At 44.8% G+C, this 22,695-nt stretch carries 21 protein-coding genes; 4 read left to right on the forward strand and 17 right to left on the reverse strand.

The window, feature by feature from the left end:
- Positions 1–113: 113 nt before the first annotated feature.
- The 3 genes from MTF70_RS01820 to dnaQ form a co-directional block, all read right to left on the reverse strand.
- A complete protein-coding gene (locus tag MTF70_RS01820; RefSeq protein WP_005380387.1) occupies positions 114–644 on the reverse strand; it encodes a hypothetical protein in 531 nt (176 codons plus the stop codon).
- Positions 645–866: 222 nt separating this feature from the next.
- Positions 867–2,117 (reverse strand): TIGR03503 family protein, encoded by a 1,251-nt coding sequence (locus MTF70_RS01825; protein WP_205461150.1) that lies wholly within the window; start codon positions 2,115–2,117, stop codon positions 867–869.
- An 8-nt stretch (positions 2,118–2,125) separates the two neighbouring features.
- Positions 2,126–2,848, reverse strand: coding sequence for a DNA polymerase III subunit epsilon (gene dnaQ / locus MTF70_RS01830; protein ID WP_005380385.1), 723 nt, complete (start codon positions 2,846–2,848; stop codon positions 2,126–2,128).
- 59 nt (positions 2,849–2,907) lie between these two features.
- Between dnaQ and rnhA the strand changes: the two genes are divergently transcribed.
- Entirely contained in the window at positions 2,908–3,372 is a 465-nt protein-coding gene (gene rnhA, locus MTF70_RS01835; RefSeq protein WP_005380384.1) for a ribonuclease HI, read from the forward strand.
- Here the strand turns inward: rnhA and MTF70_RS01840 are convergent.
- Positions 3,369–4,115: a class I SAM-dependent methyltransferase gene (locus MTF70_RS01840; RefSeq protein ID WP_017636046.1), complete on the reverse strand. Its 747-nt coding sequence runs from the start codon at positions 4,113–4,115 to the stop codon at positions 3,369–3,371. The genes rnhA and MTF70_RS01840 overlap by 4 nt on opposite strands.
- A 37-nt stretch (positions 4,116–4,152) precedes the next feature.
- Here MTF70_RS01840 and gloB point away from each other — a divergent pair, with 37 nt between their 5' ends.
- From gloB to MTF70_RS01855, 3 genes are all read left to right on the forward strand, one after another.
- Positions 4,153–4,911 (forward strand): hydroxyacylglutathione hydrolase, encoded by a 759-nt coding sequence (gloB, locus tag MTF70_RS01845; RefSeq protein WP_017636045.1) that lies wholly within the window; start codon positions 4,153–4,155, stop codon positions 4,909–4,911.
- A gap of 254 nt (positions 4,912–5,165) precedes the next feature.
- Positions 5,166–6,749, forward strand: a complete 1,584-nt coding sequence (locus MTF70_RS01850) for a LysM peptidoglycan-binding domain-containing protein (protein WP_005391819.1) — start codon at positions 5,166–5,168, stop codon at positions 6,747–6,749.
- Complete coding sequence (locus MTF70_RS01855; RefSeq protein WP_005380375.1) at positions 6,746–7,432, forward strand: YIP1 family protein; 687 nt, start codon at positions 6,746–6,748, stop codon at positions 7,430–7,432. Before MTF70_RS01850 ends, MTF70_RS01855 begins: the two co-directional genes overlap by 4 nt.
- A gap of 1 nt (position 7,433) precedes the next feature.
- Here the strand turns inward: MTF70_RS01855 and MTF70_RS01860 are convergent, their stop codons facing one another.
- The 13 genes from MTF70_RS01860 to bamA form a co-directional block, all read right to left on the reverse strand.
- Positions 7,434–8,279 (reverse strand): endonuclease/exonuclease/phosphatase family protein, encoded by an 846-nt coding sequence (locus MTF70_RS01860; protein WP_042521421.1) that lies wholly within the window; start codon positions 8,277–8,279, stop codon positions 7,434–7,436.
- Positions 8,280–8,419: 140 nt separating this feature from the next.
- Positions 8,420–8,758 (reverse strand): nitrogen regulatory protein P-II, encoded by a 339-nt coding sequence (gene glnB / locus MTF70_RS01865; protein ID WP_005380372.1) that lies wholly within the window; start codon positions 8,756–8,758, stop codon positions 8,420–8,422.
- A gap of 187 nt (positions 8,759–8,945) precedes the next feature.
- The gene (locus tag MTF70_RS01870) at positions 8,946–9,260 is read right to left on the reverse strand and encodes a cytochrome c (protein WP_005391816.1); all 315 of its coding nucleotides are present in this window, start codon (positions 9,258–9,260) and stop codon (positions 8,946–8,948) included.
- A gap of 70 nt (positions 9,261–9,330) precedes the next feature.
- Positions 9,331–10,641 carry a tRNA lysidine(34) synthetase TilS gene (gene tilS, locus MTF70_RS01875; RefSeq protein ID WP_042521419.1) on the reverse strand — a complete coding sequence of 437 codons (1,311 nt, stop codon included), beginning with the start codon at positions 10,639–10,641 and terminating at the stop codon, positions 9,331–9,333.
- Between the two features lie 107 nt (positions 10,642–10,748).
- Positions 10,749–11,708 carry an acetyl-CoA carboxylase carboxyl transferase subunit alpha gene (gene accA / locus MTF70_RS01880; protein WP_005380365.1) on the reverse strand — a complete coding sequence of 320 codons (960 nt, stop codon included), beginning with the start codon at positions 11,706–11,708 and terminating at the stop codon, positions 10,749–10,751.
- 46 nt (positions 11,709–11,754) lie between these two features.
- A complete protein-coding gene (dnaE, locus tag MTF70_RS01885; protein ID WP_006741668.1) occupies positions 11,755–15,234 on the reverse strand; it encodes a DNA polymerase III subunit alpha in 3,480 nt (1,159 codons plus the stop codon).
- Positions 15,235–15,315: 81 nt separating this feature from the next.
- A complete protein-coding gene (gene rnhB, locus MTF70_RS01890; RefSeq protein WP_005380361.1) occupies positions 15,316–15,951 on the reverse strand; it encodes a ribonuclease HII in 636 nt (211 codons plus the stop codon).
- Between the two features lie 9 nt (positions 15,952–15,960).
- Positions 15,961–17,100, reverse strand: a complete 1,140-nt coding sequence (gene lpxB, locus MTF70_RS01895; protein ID WP_053306717.1) for a lipid-A-disaccharide synthase — start codon at positions 17,098–17,100, stop codon at positions 15,961–15,963.
- Between the two features lie 119 nt (positions 17,101–17,219).
- Positions 17,220–18,008, reverse strand: a complete 789-nt coding sequence (gene lpxA / locus MTF70_RS01900) for an acyl-ACP--UDP-N-acetylglucosamine O-acyltransferase (RefSeq protein WP_005380357.1) — start codon at positions 18,006–18,008, stop codon at positions 17,220–17,222.
- Position 18,009: 1 nt separating this feature from the next.
- Complete coding sequence (gene fabZ, locus MTF70_RS01905; RefSeq protein ID WP_005380349.1) at positions 18,010–18,462, reverse strand: 3-hydroxyacyl-ACP dehydratase FabZ; 453 nt, start codon at positions 18,460–18,462, stop codon at positions 18,010–18,012.
- 232 nt (positions 18,463–18,694) lie between these two features.
- Positions 18,695–19,726, reverse strand: a complete 1,032-nt coding sequence (lpxD, locus tag MTF70_RS01910) for a UDP-3-O-(3-hydroxymyristoyl)glucosamine N-acyltransferase (protein ID WP_042521415.1) — start codon at positions 19,724–19,726, stop codon at positions 18,695–18,697.
- Positions 19,727–19,732: 6 nt separating this feature from the next.
- Entirely contained in the window at positions 19,733–20,242 is a 510-nt protein-coding gene (locus MTF70_RS01915; protein WP_005391804.1) for an OmpH family outer membrane protein, read from the reverse strand.
- Between the two features lie 13 nt (positions 20,243–20,255).
- The gene (gene bamA / locus MTF70_RS01920) at positions 20,256–22,670 is read right to left on the reverse strand and encodes an outer membrane protein assembly factor BamA (protein WP_042521413.1); all 2,415 of its coding nucleotides are present in this window, start codon (positions 22,668–22,670) and stop codon (positions 20,256–20,258) included.
- Positions 22,671–22,695 lie beyond the last annotated feature (25 nt).

The raw sequence follows: 22,695 nt of genomic DNA on the forward strand, positions 1-22,695 counted from the left end.
TGTTATTATGGCGTACTACCTATTACAAAGCCCAAATCAATATAAATAGAACTCCATGCAATCAATAAAGCCAGAACCCCTGACTTTATTGACCAAAATTTAACCAACAATCCTTATTCTGAAGGAAGTCTACTCAATTTTTTATGGATATCTTCTACAAAATTGGCTTGTTCACTTGGAGAAACCTCTAGAACATAATGAAAAAACGGACTTGTATGCTCAGTAATTTTATACTCTTCACTTAACAGCTTAATTACTTGTTCATGATTAAATCGTGCGGAGACTAAGCCACTCTCGGTTTCTTGAGTTATAACTATATAGTGAGCGGTTGGAAAAACCGTAAACCTTCCTTCGACAGGAAACCAAGGAGCAAAAGAAATAATCTCGTCATCAATTATGTATGCTTGAGGTTTACTGACATAGGTGTAAGGGTACTTTTCATCTAAATAGGGTCTTGCTGTATCAAACAAGCCATCATAATAAGTTGGTATTTCTACTTTTTGGATTTTACTTAAGGGATCGAAAGTGAAGGTATCAAGTGATTTTAAATTATTACTTCCCGAATCTGGATTATTAACACCATTATCAATAGAAGAACAACCTACAATTATCACTGCACAAAAAAAAGCTAAAATTTTATTCATTATTTCTTTTATCTTTAATTGATTGTTTTGAAAGTTAGTCACATTAAAAATGCAACCAATTTAGAAAGTAAAAATGATATATTATTTATATAAAATCCCAAACATATATTTGAGTACAGTAAACTTAAATATTCATAATTTATCCATTTTTCTTCTTCCAACTTGGTAACTTGATAAAAAAACGGAGCCGATTGGCTCCGTTTCTCGCTTTATGTGTTACTACTATTTCTTTGGTACTTCTAATTGCATCTCTGGCATGGCATCGCGCCTCGCTTTAATTTTGCGCCAGACTATCCATGCAATGATCACAATCAGCAGCATTATCAAGTTACCTACCGCGATAATAATCATGCTGCGCTTACGCTCAGCCTCCCGCTCAGCGATAATTTGCTTTTCCATTTCAATACGGCGCTGCTCGGCTAATTCAGCTTCTTTTGCAATTCGAGCAGCTTCTAGATCAACTTCATCAACAACACTGAAAGTTTGCTCTGGAATAGGAAACACCAACGGACGCTGAGTTGCAAAATCAGTGGCAAAGATCTCGCCGCGCCATGCGTACTTACCAAGCTCAGCATCGTTATTGAGGTTCAACGTAACTCTCATTCCATCTTTAGAGACCTGTCCTTGGCTGTAACTAATGAAACCATCGGGAGCGTCCTTTTTCACTGTGACTGCTATAGAGCCTGGTGCAATCATACCTTGCTCGCCACTCACCACTAATTGGTGTGGCTTATCGGGATTACGAGCCTGAATAAAAGTACGAGAGATTGGGTTCGGATAAACCAAGATGACTTGTTCTTGCGCTCGTAAGAATACGCCATTGCCAGACGTGATGCGCGCGCGGTACTTACCAGGCTCAACGTCTATTGGGAGCTGAACCGTAAACACACCATCCCCTGCTTTTTCATCCAAGCCGCGGCCGTCATCAGAAAACTCACCCACAACCATCGGCACTGGACGTGCTTCTTTGATCAGCTCATCTTCATTTTCGACAAACTTGGTAAATGTCACGCGCAGATTCACGCGATCAAGGAAGTCGCGCAGTACAAGAGGTTCGCCGTCGGAGGTCAGGCGAGCTGTAAACTTAAGCGCTTCCCCATTATATAATCGGTTTGGGAACAGATCCGTACTGAGCTTTAGGTGAGAAATTAAGCGGATGTTATTTTTAGGCGTAACTTTCCCCACAGCCTGCCATGGACCTGGCATAGGGTTATCAACGGAAATAATATCGAGTGAGGCTTCTTGATACCAACGTACATTGTCGTAAGAGCCCCAAGCATAGTATTTTTTACCGTCAGGACGGACTAAAACAACTGGCTGAGAACTTTGCTCACGATAAACCAAAAACGTGATCTGCTCGATGGTTGGATCAACTCGAAAGCGATTGTCTAACAAAGACATTGTAGATTCACTCGCAGCACTCGAGAGACTACTCCATATCGCTAAAAACGCGACCAACAAAGCCCTCAACATAGCTTCTCCTATTGATGCCAAATACAGTCGTTCACCAACTCTAATCTTTTTTGGTGAGCTTCTAGTTCATCGGCACTTGCGCGCAAAACCTTTAGCGCTTTTCTTCCTTCAATACGACGAATGGTTTCTACTCCACCCTCTTGTTTATTCGCGTTAAATTCTAGACTCGTTTGACCACCCGTCATAAAGAGGTAAACGTCGGCTAGAATCTCCGCATCGAGCAAAGCTCCGTGGAGTGTACGGTGCGAGTTATCAATACCGTAACGTTCACATAAGATATCAAGGTTGTTTCGCTTACCAGGGAAGATTTTCTTCGCCATTGCAAGGGTGTCGGTCACCTTGCAGTAGTCGTCAGTTTTGCCGATGTTAGGATCGAGCATGCCAAACTCGTAATCCATAAAGCCGGTATCGAAGGGCGCGTTGTGGGCAACAAGTTCTGCGCCTTTAATAAACTCAAGAAACTCTTGGTGCACGCTCGCGTATTCCGGTTTATCAACCAAGAATTCATCCGTAATACCGTGAACTTCAACCGCTTCTGGTTGGATTTCACGATCGGGTTTTAAATAAACGTGGAAGTGACGACCAGTCAGCTTACGGTTGATGATCTCCACGGCACCGATTTCAATAATGCGGTGTCCCATGTAGTGAGGACCACCCTCGCGGTTCATACCTGTGGTTTCGGTATCGAGAACGACAATGCGGTTATATTCAGAATTGCTGCTGGTATTCATAAGGTTATGTATGTCAGACTATGCTTTATTAAATGTTTCGGCTAATAGTACCAAAAAATATGACCAAACACGTTGAGATTTTCACTGACGGTTCTTGTTTAGGTAACCCAGGACCAGGTGGTTACGGCATAGTATTGCGTTACAAAGACGTAGAAAAGACACTTTCCAAAGGCTATACGTTAACTACCAACAACCGCATGGAAATGTTGGCGGCTGTCGTCGCGCTACAGACGTTAAAACAACCTTGTAAAGTCACTTTAACGACTGACAGCCAATATGTGCGCCAAGGTATTACTCAGTGGATCCATAACTGGAAGAAGCGTGGTTGGAAAACAGCGGATAAAAAACCCGTGAAGAATGCCGATTTATGGCAAGCTCTAGACAAAGAAACCGCACGCCATCAAGTTGAATGGCATTGGGTAAAAGGCCACGCAGGCCATCGTGAGAACGAAATGTGTGATGAGCTAGCCCGGACTGCTGCAGAAAACCCAACTGAGGAAGATACAGGTTACCAACCCTCTTAGCGAGATTCTTTCCTCATAGTGTTACCCTCTCGATTCATCACCCCAAGTGGTGTGAGCTTTTTCTTCAAGCGCCAATGCGGTTTGATAGGCTTGAGAGGGTATGTCCGTTTCCGCGCGACTATGTAATACAAACTCCCAGCGGGTGATGCCCAATCACCAAGACTATTTTCCAACCATGTCCACATCGTACGGTAACGTTTCATCGGAAACAGCGCATAACGATCACAATGAATCACTTGATAATTAAGTAACCCTAACCAATCTTTGATGCGGTTCGACGTAAACATTCGTCCACTCCAAGGCAAATTATGTTTACGCCATGGAAGTAAACTCGCTAATCCAGTCAAGCTTAATGGGTTGAATCCAGTAATAATTACATAGCCATCATCCATCATCACTCTATCGACTTCACGCAACAAACGGTGTGGATCGCTTGCATAGTCGAGCTGATGAGCGAGTATCACAACATCAAAGCTTTTTTCCAAAAAGGGTAATTCGTAACCATCTGCAATCACATTATGCAACGGGTTCTGGATATCTACGTTGACTTGGTGTTGAATGTTACAATTACAGCTGGTTAGCTCACAGCTCAACCCGCCCAGTTTGAGCATATGGTAGCCGAAGAGTTTCGGACACCATTCATCAAGTCGGGTCTGGATTGACTCAAGCACCCACGGACCGTTGTTCATTGCTGACCAAGTCGACGGGTGTGGTATAGTTTTGTTGCTGAGTGCTGGTTTCATTAACCACCTGACTAAAATGGGTGACGGAGAACGAATCGTGTTAGAGATCAAAAGCATACCCGCATTTAATGATAATTACATCTGGCTGATACAAAATAGCGATAAGCGCTGCGCAGTCGTTGATCCGGGCGATGCGAAGCCAGTATTAGAATTTCTGCAGGCTAACGAATTAACTTTAGAAGCGATTTTAATTACGCACCACCACAACGATCACATTGGTGGCGTTCCAGACTTAGTGCGTGCATTTCCTGACGTCGCCGTTGTGGGCCCAAAATCAGAGCCAATTCCAACCCTAACGACACCAATGGAAGAAGGCGACAAGCTGGAGTTGTTTGGTGAGATTTTCTTAGTACTTGGGTTACCCGGCCATACTTTGGGCCATATCGGTTACGTTGGGGACGGAAAACTGTTTTGCGGTGATGTGCTCTTTTCTGCTGGCTGCGGTCGTATTTTTGAAGGTACGCCTGAGCAAATGTTTGAATCACTGAGCAAACTAACGTCTCTACCAGAAGAAACTCAAGTCTTCTGCGCACATGAATACACGGCGAGTAACGTGGCGTTTGCTCTAGCGGTTGAACCTGACAATGAGCAACTTCGCCAATATCGCGACGATGTAAACCGACTGCGAGCACTCAACATTCCGACACTTCCAACAACAATACGCAAAGAAAAGTGGATTAATCCGTTCTTGCGAACCTCTAACCCTGACGTGGTTCAATCTGTTGCTAGTCGCATTAAAAATAGCGATCCATGCTCGGTTTTTACTGCTTTACGCGAGTGGAAGAACGAATTTTAACCATTTTCTGCTTGTAAGTTTGCAAGACCCCAGTATTATCAGGGACTGATTTTTCGAGAAGCGCCACTGGCGCTTCTCTTACGTTTGGGGTTGATATAAATCTATTTGAATTTCTCCCCATTGCATAATTAGAAGCTCTTTGCCTCTATAAATTAGTTAGTGTTTAAAAGATGTCTATTATCTTGCGACTGCCACGCACATTACGTTGCGCGACAGGCAGGTGAAGATAAACAGGCCCTAAATAGGCTGAATCCATGCGTTTGAAGTATACTTGGGCGTTGGCGTTGTTATTATCTGGCTGTCAATTGACTCAGTCAGATTCAACGTCTTCTACACCAGAAACCAATAAATCTGAGCAGACTGCAAAGCAAAATGCAGTAAAAGCTCAACCGGGCAATAAATCGTCACTAGCAAAAAAATCCGCTAACGACGCGCCTAAAGTTCTCTCCCCCCAAGAACAAGAAGATGTGTGGCAACGTATCGCCATGCAGCTGGACATGGATATCCCAAACCACAAGAAAGTGGACTACTACCGTACGTGGTATTTAAAGCACCCAAATCACCTTTACACGGTATCTAAGCGTGCGACTCCTTTTCTATACATGATCACAAAACGTATCGAAGAGCGCGGACTTCCAATGGAGCTTGCTTTACTTCCTGTAGTGGAAAGTTCATTCGATGCCTTTGCCTACTCACATGGTAGCGCGGCTGGGTTGTGGCAATTTGTCCCTGGCACCGGAAAAATGATGGGACTAGAGCAAAACTACTGGTATGACGGTCGCAGAGATGTGGCAGCAGCAACGGATGCAGCGCTGGACTACCTAGTACAACTAAACGAGCGTTTTGATGGTAACTGGGAACATGCAATCGCCGCTTATAACAGCGGTGGTGGCCGTGTTTCTAGCGCAATTCGTAAGAATAAAAAGCTCGGTAAACCTATCGATTTCTTCTCATTAGACTTACCAAAAGAGACCAGTAGTTACGTTCCTAAGCTATTGGCCTTGGCTGACGTTATCGCAAACCAAGACAAGTACGGACTTAATATTCCTGCAATTCCAAACAAGCCTGTTCTAACGCTTGTTGATCCAGAAGAGCAGTTAGATCTGGCTATTGCCGCAGATTATGCCGGCATTAGCGTAAAAGAGTTGCAGAGTTACAACCCAGCATACAACCAGTGGTCGACAGCGCCTGAGGGGCCGCACCAACTTTTGATTCCCGTAGAGAAAAAAGAGACTTTTCTCACCAAGGTGGAGAAAAATCGCGGTAAAGGGATGAAGGTCGCTCGCTACAAGGTGAAATCTGGCGACTCTTTAAGCGTGCTAGCTAATAAATACGGCACAACCACGAAAGTCATTCGACGTGCCAACGGCCTATCGAATAACAATATTCGTATTGGTCAATACCTGTTGATTCCGACATCAACAAAAGACGATGCAAAATACGCATTAACGGCACAAAACCGATTAAACAAGACTCAATCTCGTGCTCGTGGTCAACTCAAGCTCACCCATGTCGTTCAGTCTGGAGAAAGTTTGTGGTCAATCGCACGTAACAATAAAGTGTCGTATAAATCGTTAGCTAAATGGAATGGTATGAGCCCTAAAGATCCATTGCGTGTGGGTCAAAAGCTAGTGATATGGAAGGACTCAGACAAAGGTTCTGTGATCCGTACCGTTTTCTACAACGTTCGCTCTGGCGACACCATTAGCGGCATTGCAAGCAAGTTCAAAGTAAAAACGAACGACATCGTGAAATGGAACTCGCTACACAAGAAAAAATACTTACAACCAGGTCAAAAGCTTAAGTTGTACGTTGACGTAACGAAGGTAAGTGTATGAACCCATCAAGCAATCCACTTGTGATGCTGTTGGACATTTTTCGTTCTCCAACATCTTGTTTTCTCGCGCTTTATCAACGCGGTGGATGGGGATGGCAACCGTTCATCTTCCTGATGCTTAGTCCGTTTTTATTCTGGGGTGCTTACTTTTCGAATGTCGATTTCACGTGGCTCAGTGACCAACTTGCTGCGCAATTTCAGCAAATCGACCCGAAGCAGATTGAGCTATTAGAACCAAACACGCTAATGGCAAGCGCGATCATCAATGATGTATTCAACCGCTTTGCCACCTTACTATTGCTCGCGCTTTGGTTCTTTCTTGCAACAAAGGCAAGCAAACAACAATACGGTTACTGGAAATGGTTTGCCGCATCGTGTGCTATCTTATTCCCAGCAGTATTGGGCGATGTAGCAAGTTACGCGAGCTTGCTACTCAAGCATGGTCAGGTAATGACTTACGCTGCCGATTTAAATAGCCTCAATGGTCTATTAAAGCTGCCTCTTACTAACGAATGGTCTCATTTCGCTAGCTCGTTACCTTTGCTTCTGCCTTGGTACATTGTGCTCGGCTACGGCGTTGTACTGACGTGGACGGAGTTTGAACGTGGCCAAGCTTTGGTGATTGCAAGCCTGCCATGGGTATTCTTCTACGTTATTTGGGCACTTTATATTGTGGTAACCTAAGCTAGTCATTTAACGTAAATGACAATAACAATGGGTTATGATCGGAAGCGTCGCTCTGCGGCGCTTTTGCGTACTTAAGCGTCAGACCTCGGTAAAACACATGGTCCAGTGGTAACCCTGTTATAAATTGGACTCGATGATCCGGCAAGAACATCACCTCTTGTAAGTCCGCAGCCTTTAAGGCCTGCCTCATCGCATTAACGCGAGATTTACTCCAGCTATTGAAGTCTCCAGCAAATAGAATTGGCCCCACATGATGCTTTAAAAGCATTTCAAGCGCCGTTAACTGAGATATATACTCTTTTGTACCTACGGTGAAGTTAATCGCATGTACATTCACCACTGCGAGTTTCTCGCCATTACTCAAGTGATACTGGCTATATAATGCAGACTTAGGTAAGCGAAGCCACGGCTCTTTAGAGGTGTAAGCGCAGGCTTTTTCTGGTTGCCCTTGAGCAATACTAATTACACCGGCACCGCTACCCAGCGCCTTAAAAGCACTCACTTGATTACTAACCCAGCGACCATCCACCAACCACTGTTTAAATGATGGTGTCATGCTGGCTTCTTGCAATAACAGCAGCTGCTTATCAGCAGAGAATTCATTGAGTGCACTTTGCCAATTCGTTCGGTTCTGTTTGTAGATATTCCAGACAAGTACATTGATTTCACCGCCCTGATCCAGAGCTTTTGAGCCGCTAAATTCGATACACCTAATATCCTGCGTCAACTCTGAGCCTGTTTGAGTAATGATTTGCGGCTGATCTGGTACGGTGAAAATAACCTGGAAGCCGACCAATACCGCCATAATAAGAAAAGCTAACGCCAGAAAAAAACGCTTAAACATACGACAAACCTGAATGTAGGCACCCCAAATCTAGAACAACCAATCTCGGGTTAAATGATTTCACTAATAAGCAAACAACAAAAAAGGAGCCACTTGGCTCCCTTTTAGCATAATAAATACGAAACAGGTGACAAGAAACCTTAGATCGCGTCTTCGTCTTCTTCACCAGTACGAATACGAACCACACGCTCAATATCAGTGACAAATATTTTACCATCACCAATCTTACCAGTTTGCGCGGTTTCAATGATTGTCTCTACGCATTTATCAGCCACATCTTCCGTTACAACGATTTCGAGCTTCACTTTAGGTAGAAAGTCCACCATGTACTCTGCACCACGGTAAAGCTCGGTGTGACCTTTTTGGCGACCAAAGCCTTTCACTTCAGAGACGGTCATCCCTGTAATGCCAACTTCAGCTAGCGCTTCTCGAACATCATCCAGTTTAAATGGCTTGATAATCGCTTCAATTTTTTTCATGTTCATCCCTTAAGCTTCAATCGATTGCGCTTATTATCGTTTAGCGTTTCGCAACATTCAATGTTTGTCTCTGATCCACTAGCGAAAATCCAGATTGAGCAAATTAACATAGCGAATATCGTGAGTTGATAAAACCCCAGTGAGGACTGCTCAATGCCCAATCGTCCAAGCTTTTTCAGACTCGCGTTTACTTCAAACTTGCGTAGTAAGCCGCTAGGTTAGCGATATCTTCATCAGACAACAATGAAGCTTGAGCTTGCATCACAGCAGCAAGCCCACCTGTTCGCTCTTTATTTTTATAAGCTTTAATTGAACTGATAATATATTGCTCATTTTGCCCTTTCAGATTTGGGTAACCCGGAATGACAGCAATACCATCAGCGCCATGACACGCCGCGCATACTCCCGACTTTGCTTGACCTGCTGTAGCATCTCCCGCAGCTAGAGCTTGCCCACTAAACATGGTTAACGCCACCATTGCACCCATGATTGTTTTCTTCATTGCTTCACCTAATCAATTATTATTTAAGGATTTTTATATTTTATAATCGACATTGTGGCATGAATTTTCATTACCTGCGCCAAATAAGTTCACAATCTTGACCATTAAACGCCTGATCAACGAACAGATCTGCCACAGCAACGACTCGGTCTTGGTACATTAAAATCGGAATTTGACGACGCAGCCAGCTTGGCACATTGTATTCTTGGAATAACTTCTTCAGTTTTCGACTGTGATTACGCGTGGTTGGATGCGCTGATAAGCCTTCCGGATTGAAGGTCACGCGAAGCAATTCTGGCTGACTCGGTAGCGCAATCGTTGCGTTACTAGAACTCGTCGTTAAGGTCAGCTCCCCGAGTCCCTCAGGCAGCGACAAAGTCGCATCAACTTGAATCGTACTTTGCCACTTAGTGACATCAGCCGTTTCCGTTACCCAATAGAGACGATTTCGAAAACGGCGCACTTCACCTTGTTTAAGTTGTAGTTTGGGGTTGGCATCTTGCTGAGCTAATGCCACTTCATTCCAGATAAGATTGAGTTGTACCTGAGTCGGCATACTAGTATTAAGCTTAGCCAGCCACATACGAATCAAGCGCGCACGCGCTAATCCACTGTGCTTAGCCAGTTCTTCAATACTCAAACTTAGATCCGTTTGTAAAGCGCGTTCAAACACCGCGCTCAATAGTTCATCCAATAGCGCTTCTTGTTGAGCACATAAACTTGCACTGCGCTGAACCGCTTGATGGATACTCGGCCAGCGACCAGACAATTCAGGAATAACACAATGACGAAGAAAGTTACGATCATAACGGGTATCTTGATTGCTTTCGTCTTCCACCCACTCCAAGCCTAATTTAGTAGCGGCTTCTTCGATGGTCTTCCGCTTGATAGTAAGCAATGGTCGAACTAGAGATCCGCAAGAAAACGGCATACTCTCCGCCATCGAAGATAACCCTTTAGGCCCGCTGCCGCGCTTAAGCGCAAGGAGAAAAGTCTCTATTTGATCGTCGGCATGTTGACCAGTCAACAGTATATCACCTTCTTGAATGTACTTAGTTAAGGCTTGGTAGCGAGCTTTACGAGCAAGAAGTTCAATACTTTCACCATTGCTGATGTCTAAGCTCACTCGCTCGATCGAGCACGATATCCCCACTTGTTGTGCCCAAAGTAAGCATTTATCGGCCCAATTATCGGCATTCGAGCTTAAACCATGGTGCACATACACAGCGTGACACTCTATCGAATGCGCTTGTTGGTAGCGACTGAGTAATTCGAGTAAAAGACGTGAATCCACTCCTCCGCTAAACGCCAAGACAACCTTAGTGCCTAATTGATAGTAGCGGCCGAGAACTTGAGCAAAATGCGGGTAAAGCGATTCCATAAGCGATCCGATAGGTACAAAAAAAGGGCTGGACTCTCATCCAACCCTTTCTATTTTAACTGTTATCACTTGAGATATCAGCTAACGCTTAATAGCAATCACCGAAATTAACAGTAACCGTAGCTCATTAGACGCTGGTAACGACGCTCACGTAGCGTCTCTTCATCCAATTGTTCTAGATCTTCTAGCTGACGAAGTAGTGTCGCTTTCATATTCGCTGCCATTTGAACATGATCGCGATGAGCGCCGCCTAGTGGCTCTTCAATGATTTCGTCGATCAGTTCAAGCTCTTTAAGACGCGGAGCAGTTAGACCCATTGCCTCTGCCGCTTGTGGCGCTTTGTCTGAATCACGCCATAAGATTGAAGCACAACCCTCAGGAGAAATTACTGAGTACGTAGAGTACTGAAGCATGTTCACGTAGTCGCCTACACCGATTGCTAGTGCACCACCAGAACCGCCTTCACCAACAACGTTACAGATTACTGGCACTTTAAGACCAGACATCACTTTTAGGTTTTTCGCGATAGCTTCAGATTGACCACGCTCTTCTGCGCCCACACCTGGATACGCGCCAGCCGTGTCAATAAATGTGATGATCGGCATGTTGAAACGCTCTGCCATTTCCATCAAGCGTAGAGCCTTACGGTAGCCTTCTGGTTTCGGCATACCAAAGTTACGTTTCACCTTTTCTTTGGTCTCACGACCTTTTTGGTGACCAATGATCATCACAGGGCGGCCTTCAAGGCGAGCCATGCCACCCACAATCGCTTTGTCGTCTGCAAACGCGCGGTCACCCGCTAATTCATCAAACTCCTCAAAAGCGTGTTGGATGTAATCCAGCGTGTAAGGACGTAGTGGGTGACGAGCCAGTTGAGCTGTTTCCCATGCACCTAGGTCACTGAAGGTTTTTTTCTTCAGCTCTAAGCTTTTCTTCTCAAGCTGTTCGATTTCTTTATCCAGGTCAATCGCAGAATCACCACCGTGACGAGAGACATCACGTAGTGCTTCAATTTTCGCTTCTAGTTCTGCAATTGGCTTTTCAAATTCAAGAAAGTTTAGGCTCATCTATGAATCCTTGTTTACTCAGCGTCTAACATATTGCGCTGAATTTTTAGTTAAATTCGAGTTCTACCTGGCTTTTGCCAAGTAACTGTTTTAAATCGTCGAGTAATGTATCACTTGGCGTTACTCGCCACTCGGTGCCCAATGTTAACCGCGCTCTGGCGTCGGCACGCTGGTAGTATACATTGACGGGTACGGTTCCGGCTTTGTGCGGTTCTAAAATACGGCTGAACTGCTCAAAAAACTGATCGTTGATCTGAGTTGCATCTATCGATACCGACAAACCACGAGCGTATTTCTCGCGCGCACTGCCGAGATCCATAACTTCACGCGCCGACATTTTAAGGCCACCGTTGAAGTCATCAAAGCTGACCTGTCCAGAAACGACCAAAATTCTGTCTTTTTCGAGAAGTTCAGCGTATCGATCCAGTGCATCTGAGAACAACATCACTTCCATGCGACCACTTCGGTCATCCAGTGTCATAATGCCAATTCGTGTACCACGCTTAGTCGTCATTACACGAGCTGCAATAACCAGACCTGCCACCGTGACAGATTGGTCGCGGCGAGTGGGCGTTGCGTCTTTTAGTCGACAACTGGTGTATTTGTTTAGTTCCTTTACGTAGGCGTTAATTGGGTGCCCTGTCAAATATAGACCTAGGGTATCACGCTCGCCCTCTAACCACACTTTTTCTGGCCAAGGCGGAACCTGCGTATACTTATGCTCTACTTCTTCAGGTGCATCCGTTAGCACACCAAACATATCCGTTTGACCAAACGCCTCAGCTTGGTGATGTTGACTTGCTGCTTTTACCGCATCATTGAGTGACGCCATCATCGCCGCACGGTGTGGGCCTAGTCGATCCAACGCGCCCGCGTAAATCAGCTTCTCTATCACTCGTTTATTGACGCGTTTTAGATCAACTCGAGCACAGAAATCAAATAGGTCTTTAAAGTGACCACCTTTATTTCTCGCCTCAAGAATCGCATCGATAGGGCCCTCACCAACCCCTTTTATCGCACCAATACCGTAAACAATTGCGCCATTTTCATCAACATTAAAGCGATATAGGCCAGAGTTGATGTCTGGTGGCAGCACGGTAAGCTTCATACGGAAACACTCATCGACCAAGCCAACGACTTTTTCCGTGTTATCCATATCGGCTGTCATTACCGCAGCCATAAATTCGGCAGGATAATGTGTTTTCAGCCAAAGAGTTTGATAAGAAACCAATGCATAAGCAGCAGAGTGCGATTTGTTAAAACCATAACCGGCGAACTTCTCTACCAAGTCGAAGATTTTCATCGCCAACTCGCCATCGATACCGTTCTTTATCGCACCTTCTTCAAAGATAGCACGTTGTTTTGCCATCTCTTCTGGCTTTTTCTTACCCATTGCACGACGAAGCATGTCCGCACCACCTAGCGTGTAACCTGCTAAGATCTGCGCAATCTGCATTACCTGCTCTTGATACAGGATGATGCCGTAGGTTGGATCAAGCGTCTCTTTTAGCGACTCGTGTTGCCACTTTTCATCTGGATAAGAGATCGCTTCTCGACCATGTTTACGGTCGATAAAGTTATCTACCATGCCCGATTGCAAAGGACCCGGACGGAAGAGTGCTACCAATGCGATGATGTCTTCGAAACAGTCTGGCTGAAGTCGTTTAATCAGCTCTTTCATGCCTCGAGATTCAAGCTGGAATACTGCTGTCGTTTCAGAGTTTTGCAACAAACGGAAAGAGGCAGGGTCTTCTAACGGTATGGATTCAATTTGAACCGGTTCTTTCCCTTCTCGCTCTAGGCGTGGGTTAATCAGTCCTAACGCCCAGTCAATAATGGTTAAGGTACGTAAACCCAAGAAGTCAAACTTAACTAGGCCAGCGGTCTCAACATCGTTTTTATCAAATTGAGTAACCGGAAAGTGACCTTCAGCGTCTGCATAAATTGGCGCAAAATCGGTAATTGTTGTAGGTGATATTACAACACCACCAGCGTGTTTACCGGCGTTTCGCGTACAGCCTTCCAAAATATGACACATGTCGATGAGTTCTTTAACTTCCTCATCGGCCTCATACAATTCAGGTAGTGCAGGTTCAGCTTTAAACGCTTTATCTAGCGTCATACCTGGATCGGGCGGGATCAGCTTTGAAATACGATCAACAAAACCAAATGGGTGGCCCAATACGCGGCCAACGTCACGGATTACCGCTTTTGCCGCCATGGTACCAAACGTGATGATCTGAGACACCGCGTCACGACCGTACATTTCCGCAACGTGGTCAATAACCTGGTCACGTTTATCCATACAGAAATCGACGTCGAAATCGGGCATCGAAACACGTTCTGGGTTCAAGAAACGTTCGAACAGCAAGTCGTATTCTAGTGGATCCAGATCGGTGATTTTTAGTGCGTAAGCCACCAAAGAACCAGCACCGGAACCACGTCCAGGACCGACAGGAATTCCATTATCTTTTGACCACTGGATGAACTCCATTACGATCAAGAAGTAACCAGGAAATCCCATTTGGTTGATAACATCTAGCTCTATCTGAAGACGTTCATCATATTCAGGGCGGCGACGTTTTCTCTCTTCCTCATCTGGAAATAGGAACTCTAAACGCTCTTCCAACCCCTCTCGGGATTTCATGACTAGGAACTCAGTCTCTTTCATCCCTTCGGTTGGGAAAGCTGGTAGGAAGTACTCCCCTAAGCGCACAGTCACGTTACAACGCTTCGCTATCTCGACACTGTTTTCTAACGCTTCAGGAATATCAGCAAACAGCTCGCACATTTCTTCTTCTGTACGAAGATATTGCTGCGGACTGTAGTTTTTTGGCCTACGCGGATCTTCTAATGTGTAACCATCGTGAATCGCTACGCGTATTTCATGAGCATCAAATAGGTCTGGACTCAGGAATACAACTTCATTGGTCGCCACTACTGGCAAGTCTTGCTGCTCTGCCAATTCAACCGCAAAGTGAAGATAAGTTTCTTCATCTGGACGACCGGTACGAAGTAGCTCAAGATAAAAGCGATCTGGAAAATGCTGTTTATAGAAATCAACACACCCTTGCACTATTTGACGGTTGCCTTTCAAAAGGCCGCGACCAATTTCCCCGCTTTTACCGCCGGATAATACAATCAAGCCTTCAGACATTTCAGCCAACCAGGCTTTATCAATCACAGGGTGGTGTTGAACATGTCCACGTAAGTACGCTTTTGATATCAATAACGTCAGGTTCTTATAACCCACATTATCCGCCGCAAGCAAAGTCACTTGAGTCAGCTCTTCACCAAACTCGTCCGACTGCATTTTAAAGTCAGCACCGATGATCGGTTTAACACCACTGCCATGCGCCGTACCGTAAAACTTCACCAAACCACATAGGTTGGTAAAGTCGGTCAACGCCATTGCGGGCATACCGAGCTCAGCAACTTTCTTTACGATTGGCGGAACTTTGTTGAGGCCATCCACCATCGAGAAGTCACTATGAACACGCAGGTGGATGAATTTGGGATCTGACATTAACAGGTACCGTGTAACTCTATTTTGTTGGGGATTCTAACCTAAAGAGGTTGGGTTTATAACACCAATTAGATCGTTTGATTATTCTATGCCTAACGCTTTTTTTACTGGCTTGAAACTCTTGCGGTGTTCACTGATCACTCCGTGTTGCTCAATCGCTTCAAAGTGCGCTTTAGTTGGGTAACCTTTGTGCTTCGCGAAGCCAAATTGTGGATGAAGTTTATCCAACTCTTCCATCTCTTGGTCACGCACGACTTTGGCAATAATTGAAGCCGCACTGATTTCGGCAACACGTAGATCGCCTTTTACTACAGCTTGAGCATCCATTGGCAGCTCCGGACAACGGTTACCATCAATCAACACCAAATCAGGTTGAACCTGTAACCCCGCCACTGCACGCTGCATCGCAACCATAGTCGCCTGCAAAATATTCAGTTGATCGATTTCTTCAGGAGAACAACGCCCGACCGCCCACGCCAATGCTTTTTCTTTGATTTCAGGAAGCAACGCCATGCGTTTCTTTTCGGTCAATTTTTTCGAATCGTTCAACCCTTCAATAGGATTGTTAGGATCAAGGATAACCGCAGCGGTGACGACGTCTCCCACCAAAGGACCACGTCCTACCTCGTCGACTCCGGCCACAAGCTGGTAACCTTGCGGATATTCAAACGGAGGGAGTTCAACTTTGGTTTTGGTCGCTTTTGGTTTAACAGCCATGATAAATCTCTATTTTTCAATCAGTTTTAGAACCGCGTTTGCGGCTTGTTGATCCGCATCTTTACGGATCCAATGATGCATTTCCGTAAACTTATCTAACATCGGTTTATTGTCGCTTTCCAATAAGCGAGAAACCTCAGTAAACAAATTGTCTGGTGTGCACTCATCTTGTAGATATTCTTTGACGAGCTCATCATCCGCCAAGATATTCGGCAATGACACATACTTCGTTTTCAATAGACGTTTAGCTAAGAAAGCAGTAAATGCATTCACACGATAACCCACCACCATTGGACGCTTGAGAAGCATACACTCCAACGCTACGGTACCGGAGGCCAACATCACAGCATCGGATGCGGTGATGACGTTGCGTGCGGTGTCATCAACTAACTTGAAGTCCAACTCTGGCGCTAGCTCTTTCCATGCTTGTTCAAACTGCTCACGGCGTTTTTGATTAACAAGCGCGACAACAAACCCCAGTTCTGGAAATTTGTTATGGAGTAACTTGCAGGTTTCAATAAATGGCTCTGAGAGCATTTTTAACTCGCTACCACGACTGCCTGGCAGGACAGCAAGCCACTTTTTATCTTGTTCTAAACCAAGCAACTCACGTGCAGGCGCTTGTTCTGATTCTAGTGGGATGGCATCAGCCAAGGTATGACCAATGAACTCGCAAGGTACATTAAATTTGTCGTAAAACGCTTTCTCAAACGGAAGAAATGCTAGCACCAAGTTCGTTGCCGCTTCTATTTTAAAGATGCGCTTCTGACGCCAAGCCCAAACAGACGGACTCACGTAATGAACGGTTTTAATGCCCGCTTGCTTGAGGTCAAGCTCCAAGCGTAAGTTGAAGTCAGGAGCATCGATCCCGATGAAAACATCAGGCGGATTCTGAGTAAAATACTGAACGAGCTCAGCTTTCACTTTAAGAAGTCTCGGTAAGCGGCCTAAAACCTCGACTAATCCCATCACCGCAAGCTCTTCCATATCAAACAGAGACTCGCAACCTTGGGCTATCATTTTCGGACCGCCAATGCCTACGAACTCTGCGTCTGGATATTGCTGCTTTACTGCTTTGATAAAGCCTTCACCTAGCGTATCGCCAGACAATTCTCCGGCAATGATGCCAATACGTAATGGTCTTTCCATATCTACTTCGCTATTTTTCCTGTGCGCTATGGATAACGGTTTGCCTTATCCATAAAACACAAAAAGATCGTAACCTCAAATTCGGTCACGATCTTTTTATTTATTGGTTCATTCGCCAATTAACGAATAATGCCACGTTCCGTCGTTTCCAGAATATCTGAGAAACGCTTCACAGCCGGCCACTCTTGAGCCATTTCAGCCAGAATAGGCTTCACTTCTTCTAGCGTCTTACCTGAACGGTAGATTTCTTTATACGCTTTTTGTAGCGCACGAATCTCTGGTTTCTCAAAGCCATTACGCTTCAAGCCAACAAGGTTCAAGCCGAATGGAGTAGCGTGGTTACCTTGCGCGAGTACATAAGCTGGGACATCTTGCACCACAGCTGAACAGCCGCCAATGTAAGCGTAAGCGCCCACTGTACAAAACGGATGAATCGCAGACAGTGCCATCACACCGGCATAATCATCAACAGTAACGTGACCACCAAGAATCGAGTTATTACCGATATGAGTGTGGTTACCAATAACAACATCATGCGCAACGTGTGCATTCACACACAATAAGTTGTCATCACCAATGATCGTGGTTGCTTTGTCCTGCACTGTGCCGCGGTGAACTTGGACCGCTTCACGAATGACGTTACGGTCACCGATAACCACAGTTGTGTCTTCACCACCGTATTTTTTGTCTTGGTTTTCTTCGCCGATGACAGCATGTGGGAAAATACGGTTATCTTTGCCAATAGTCGTGTGACCTTTGATCACAACGTGAGACATCACTTCTGTGCCTTCACCAATTTCAACCGTAGAGGTGATGTACGTAAAAGGACCTACTGTTACGTTAGCACCAATTTTGGCGCCCTCTTCTACCACCGCTGCCGGGTGGATTTTAGCGGTTTCATGAATCATATTAAAACTCTCGACGAGCACACTTCAGTTCTGCAGAACATACCACTTCGCCGTCAACTTTTGCTACACCGCTAAATGCAGCAATGCCGCGACGTTCTTTCAGAAATTCTACCTCAATAACCAATTGGTCGCCCGGAACCACTGGTTTACGGAATTTCGCGCCGTCTACGCTTGCAAAGTAGTACAGTTCATTTTCTGTTGGTGCACCAAATGATTTAAATGCAAGTAAGCCTGTTGCCTGAGCCATTGCTTCTAAAATCAAAACACCTGGGAATACTGGTAGTTGAGGAAAGTGACCTGTGAACTGAGGTTCGTTAACCGACACGTTTTTAATCGCGTGAAGGTACTTCTCTTCTTGGAAGTCTATCACTCGGTCGATCAATAAGAATGGGTAGCGATGAGGTAGTAGCTCTTGAATTTCAGAGATGTTCATCGTTTTCTTTTCAGTAGTCAAAGTCGTCTTCCTATATCAATTTTTTGCCGCCAAGATGGCAAACGTGGCAACAGGTCGTAAAGCCGAATCGCTTTGCAATATACTAGCAAAATACGCACCATCTTGGAGTTAAATCTACTTAGAGCGCGTCATTATAGAAGAAAAAGACCCGCATTTCGCGAGTCTTCGTACAGAATATGGAACTAGAGCCTGTTAGCTTTCACGTTAAATACAGAGCGAAAGATAACTTGTTCTAAATTTCTTCTTTCTGTTCCAGCTGTTTTTCAACCGCTTTCAGGCGCTTATTCATCTCATCAATACGGTGAACTCGAGTTGCAGTTTTACGCCACTCTCTGTTTGTTTGTAGTGGAATACCTGATGAGTAAAGGCCTTTTTCTTCGATACTGCGCATTACCATGCCCATACCTGTAATCGCCACACCATCTGCGATAGTGATATGGCCATTCAGAACAGACGCGCCGCCAATCTGGCAGTACTTACCAATTTTTGTACTGCCCGCGACAATAGTACCACCAGGCATCACGGTACCATATCCGATCTGCACGTTGTGCGCGATTTGAAGTTGGTTATCCAGAATGACATTGTCTTCAATGATAGTATCTTCGAGTGCACCGCGGTCAATCGTAGTACAAGCACCAATCTCAACGCGGTTACCGATACGCACTGAACCAAGCTGAGGGATTTTGATCCACTCGCCTTTGTCATTCGCATAACCGAAGCCATCAGAGCCAATGACGGTACCCGATTGAACGAGACAGTCATCACCCAATGACACTTCATGATAGATAGTGACATTAGCCCAAAGCTTGGTGTTATTCCCTAGCTTGGCGTTCTTACCGATAAAACAACCAGCTCCAACGCTTACGTTATCGCCGAGTTCTACGCCCGTTTCAATCACAGCGTTAGCGCCGATTGTAACGTTCTCACCCATCTTAACGTCAGCGGCAATCACAGCACTTGGTGCAATATCGTTTGCCGGCTTTGGTGTGGTATCCATCGCTTGAACCACACGAGCAAATGCGACATAAGGGTCTGAAACCACTAACGCATTTCCAACGCATTGATCTTTATGCTCAGCCTTTACCATAACAACGGTAGCTTGGCACTCAGAAAGGTGTTTTGCGTATTTTGGGTTAGACAAGAAGGTTACATCACCTTCTTGTGCTTTATCCATTGGGGCAACACGGCTTACAACGAGAGACTCGTCACCAAACAGTTCACCCCCGGTAATTGTCGCCAATTCGGCTAATGTTAATGTCTTCATAACTTCTTATTTTAGAGCTTTAATTACGTCTTCAGAGATATTGTATTCTGGCTTGCCGTACTGCAAAGCAGAGATATCAATCACAAGATCGTAACCATTTTTGTCTGCGACTTTCTTAACTGCATCTTGAATCGTTTTGAAAAGCTTCGCTTTTTCTTCAGCTTCACGACGCGCACTTGCTTTTTCAAGTGCTTGTGCTTTCACTTTGTACTCGCTGTCTAGCTTCGCGATATCGATACGTAGCTTTTCAACTTCGTCTTGACCCAAAAGCTCGCCGTCACGTTGTAGCTTCTCAATCTTTGTTTTAGCTTGTGCTTGGATTGACTTCAGTTCATCAGCTTTGCTTTTGAAGTCTTTCTGCATTTTTTGTAGTACAACTTCACGTTGAGGAAGAGCTTGGAAAACTTGAGCTGTATTTACATAAGCAATTTTTTGTGCAGCTTCTGCCGCATTTGCAAACATTGAAGAGCTCAGTACAAGAAGGCCAATCCCAGCCGCTTTGATCATTTTATTCAAAATATTTTCCTCTTTAGAAAGTTCTACCGATAGTGAATGTGAAGAACTCTTCATCATCGCCATCAAATTTCTTAATTGGTTTCGCTAGTGAGAATACTAGTGGCCCCATTGGAGACATCCACTGCAACGCCGCACCGTAAGAAGAGCGGTAGTTGGTTGGATCTGAGTAATCGTAGTAGTAACGGTCACCATATTCCGCACCTGAATCGCGGTAGTCAAACTCCGTATCCCAAACACTTGCCATATCAAAGAAGATACTGGTACGAATTTGGTTTTGTACTTCTTCTGATGCAAATGGTGTTGGGACAATCAACTCAACACTTGCTAGCGCTACGGCGTTACCACCAACAGAGTCATCTGTTGCTGTATCTGCGCCATTGTTTGAACCAGATGTATCACGGTAAACTGCTTTAGGACCAACAGAGTTTGAGCCAAAGCCACGAAGCGATGTAAAGCCACCTGCGTAGTAGTTTTCGTAGAATGGGAACAAGTTATCGTTACCATCCGTTTGACCGTAACCATTACCGTAACCTAAGCGGCCACGGAACAAGAGGGTAAACTCGTGCTTTTTAGTCAATGGCACATACTGACGAACATCGTACTGCATTTTGAAGTATTGAACGTCAGAGCCAGGTACGGTCATTTTATAGAATGCACGCTGATGGTTACCTGCCGTAGGGAAGTAGCCACGGTTTAAGTTATTACGTGTCCAAGAGATATTGAAGTCGAAGTCGTTTGTGTTCAACGCTCCACTAGAATCAATGTTGTCTGCTTGTGCTCGTAAGAACTGCTCTACCTGCAAGTAAGGCGATAAGTTACCGATCTTGTTGTGCGTATAACCGACGCCGAATTCAAAACGGTTCAACTCATCGAATGGGAAGCCCCACGTTAAGCTCGCGCCATAGCTTTCGTTGGTATAGTCAACGATATTGGCTTCTTTAGCTTCAAATTCGTTATAGAAAACCTTACCACCCAAGCTTACACCGTCTAAGTTCCAGTACGGATCACGGTAATCTAGACTGATGTTTTTCTGGTAGTCATTCATCATCGCGTTGATACCAACACGGTTACCACTACCAATAAAGTTATCTTGTTGCAGGCCAACCTGGAAGCTCACACCCGATTCTGTACCGTAGCCAACACCGAAGTTAACACTACCAGAGTTTGCTTCTTTGACAGAGTAAACTAGGTCAACTTGATCATCACTACCAGGAACTCGAACCGTCTGTACTTCAACATTTTCAAAGTAGCCCAAACGATTTAGACGAGTTTTACCCGTTTCAATCGATTTCGAGTTCAACCAACTGCCTTCCATCTGACGCATTTCACGACGAAGGACTTCATCTTTGGTTGAGTTATTACCCGTGAAGCGAATATCACGAACATAAATTCGGTTACCCGGGTCTACGTTAACGACCAAAGAAACTTCTTGATTCTCGTCGTCAAACTCTGGAATGGTATTCACTTGAGGATAAGCATAACCAGACTCACCAAGCACACGCTTAATCCCTTCTTCCATTGAAGTAACCAACGAGCCGTTGTATGTCTCATTGTCTTCAAATGGCACAAGTCTTTCGAACGTCGCTTCCTCGCCAATCAAATCACCACGGAACTTCACGTTCTTAACGGTGTAAACCTCGCCCTCTTCTAGACCAAGAGTAATGTATACCCCTTTCTTGTCAGGAGAGATTGCAACTTGTGTCGAATCAACGTTAAATTTTAAGTAACCACGATCCAGGTAGAATGATTTGAGTGCTTCAATATCACCTGCAAGGACTTGCTTTTGATACTTTTCATCAGAAAGGAAATTCCACCACGGCACATCAACATTTAAGTTAAAGCGCGAAAGCAGTTCTTCATCACTGAACACTTCATTACCGATAAAGTTTATTTGCTGAATTTTTGCCGACACACCTTCAGTAAAGACAAACTTAAGGTCAGAACGATTACGTGGTAGTGGAGTAACCACCGCTTTTACTGTTGCGTTGTATTTACCTACGCTGTAGTAAAAGTCTTCTAAGCCTTTTTCAATGTTGCTTAGCGTGGTGCGGTCAAGCGCTTCACCTTCACGAACGCCAGACGCGTTCAGGTTTTCTTGTAGCTGCTCGTCCTTGATTGCTTTGTTACCTGAAAAAGAGATGCTTGCAATGGTAGGACGTTCTTTGACTTGAACCATCAGAACACCACCGTCACGCAACACTTTCACATCTTCAAAGTTACCAGATGCATACAGGGCGCGGATAATTTCTGCAACATCGCCTTGGCCAATGGTATCACCGACACGTACAGGCATTTTCAACAATGCAGCACCCAGTGCTACACGCTGCAATCCATCGATTTCAATATCTTGAACTACGAAGTTCTCTGCTCCATTTGCAGATACACTGGTCGCCAGTAAACTTGCAAATAGAATTCGCTTAATCGCCATACTTGTTCTAATTATTCCTTGCTAC

Source organism: Vibrio sp. 2CM40D, from assembly GCF_023161825.1.
In the GTDB taxonomy this organism is placed as follows: Bacteria; Pseudomonadota; Gammaproteobacteria; order Enterobacterales; family Vibrionaceae; genus Vibrio; species Vibrio alginolyticus.

Excerpts from the sequence above, each read along its gene's own strand:
- glnB (WP_005380372.1), bottom strand. The coding sequence starts at position 8,758 with ATGAAAAAAATTGAAGCGATTATCAAGCCATTTAAACTGGATGATGTT.
- MTF70_RS01825 (WP_205461150.1), bottom strand. The coding sequence starts at position 2,117 with ATGTTGAGGGCTTTGTTGGTCGCGTTTTTAGCGATATGGAGTAGTCTC.
- dnaE (WP_006741668.1), bottom strand. The coding sequence starts at position 15,234 with ATGTCAGATCCCAAATTCATCCACCTGCGTGTTCATAGTGACTTCTCG.
- MTF70_RS01820 (WP_005380387.1), bottom strand. The coding sequence starts at position 644 with ATGAATAAAATTTTAGCTTTTTTTTGTGCAGTGATAATTGTAGGTTGT.
- rnhA (WP_005380384.1), top strand. The coding sequence starts at position 2,908 with ATGACCAAACACGTTGAGATTTTCACTGACGGTTCTTGTTTAGGTAAC.
- MTF70_RS01855 (WP_005380375.1), top strand. The coding sequence starts at position 6,746 with ATGAACCCATCAAGCAATCCACTTGTGATGCTGTTGGACATTTTTCGT.
- MTF70_RS01860 (WP_042521421.1), bottom strand. The coding sequence starts at position 8,279 with ATGTTTAAGCGTTTTTTTCTGGCGTTAGCTTTTCTTATTATGGCGGTA.
- MTF70_RS01870 (WP_005391816.1), bottom strand. The coding sequence starts at position 9,260 with ATGAAGAAAACAATCATGGGTGCAATGGTGGCGTTAACCATGTTTAGT.
- MTF70_RS01850 (WP_005391819.1), top strand. The coding sequence starts at position 5,166 with ATGCGTTTGAAGTATACTTGGGCGTTGGCGTTGTTATTATCTGGCTGT.
- tilS (WP_042521419.1), bottom strand. The coding sequence starts at position 10,641 with ATGGAATCGCTTTACCCGCATTTTGCTCAAGTTCTCGGCCGCTACTAT.
- accA (WP_005380365.1), bottom strand. The coding sequence starts at position 11,708 with ATGAGCCTAAACTTTCTTGAATTTGAAAAGCCAATTGCAGAACTAGAA.
- bamA (WP_042521413.1), bottom strand. The coding sequence starts at position 22,670 with ATGGCGATTAAGCGAATTCTATTTGCAAGTTTACTGGCGACCAGTGTA.
- dnaQ (WP_005380385.1), bottom strand. The coding sequence starts at position 2,848 with ATGAATACCAGCAGCAATTCTGAATATAACCGCATTGTCGTTCTCGAT.
- lpxA (WP_005380357.1), bottom strand. The coding sequence starts at position 18,008 with ATGATTCATGAAACCGCTAAAATCCACCCGGCAGCGGTGGTAGAAGAG.
- lpxB (WP_053306717.1), bottom strand. The coding sequence starts at position 17,100 with ATGGAAAGACCATTACGTATTGGCATCATTGCCGGAGAATTGTCTGGC.
- lpxD (WP_042521415.1), bottom strand. The coding sequence starts at position 19,726 with ATGAAGACATTAACATTAGCCGAATTGGCGACAATTACCGGGGGTGAA.
- MTF70_RS01840 (WP_017636046.1), bottom strand. The coding sequence starts at position 4,115 with ATGAAACCAGCACTCAGCAACAAAACTATACCACACCCGTCGACTTGG.
- rnhB (WP_005380361.1), bottom strand. The coding sequence starts at position 15,951 with ATGGCTGTTAAACCAAAAGCGACCAAAACCAAAGTTGAACTCCCTCCG.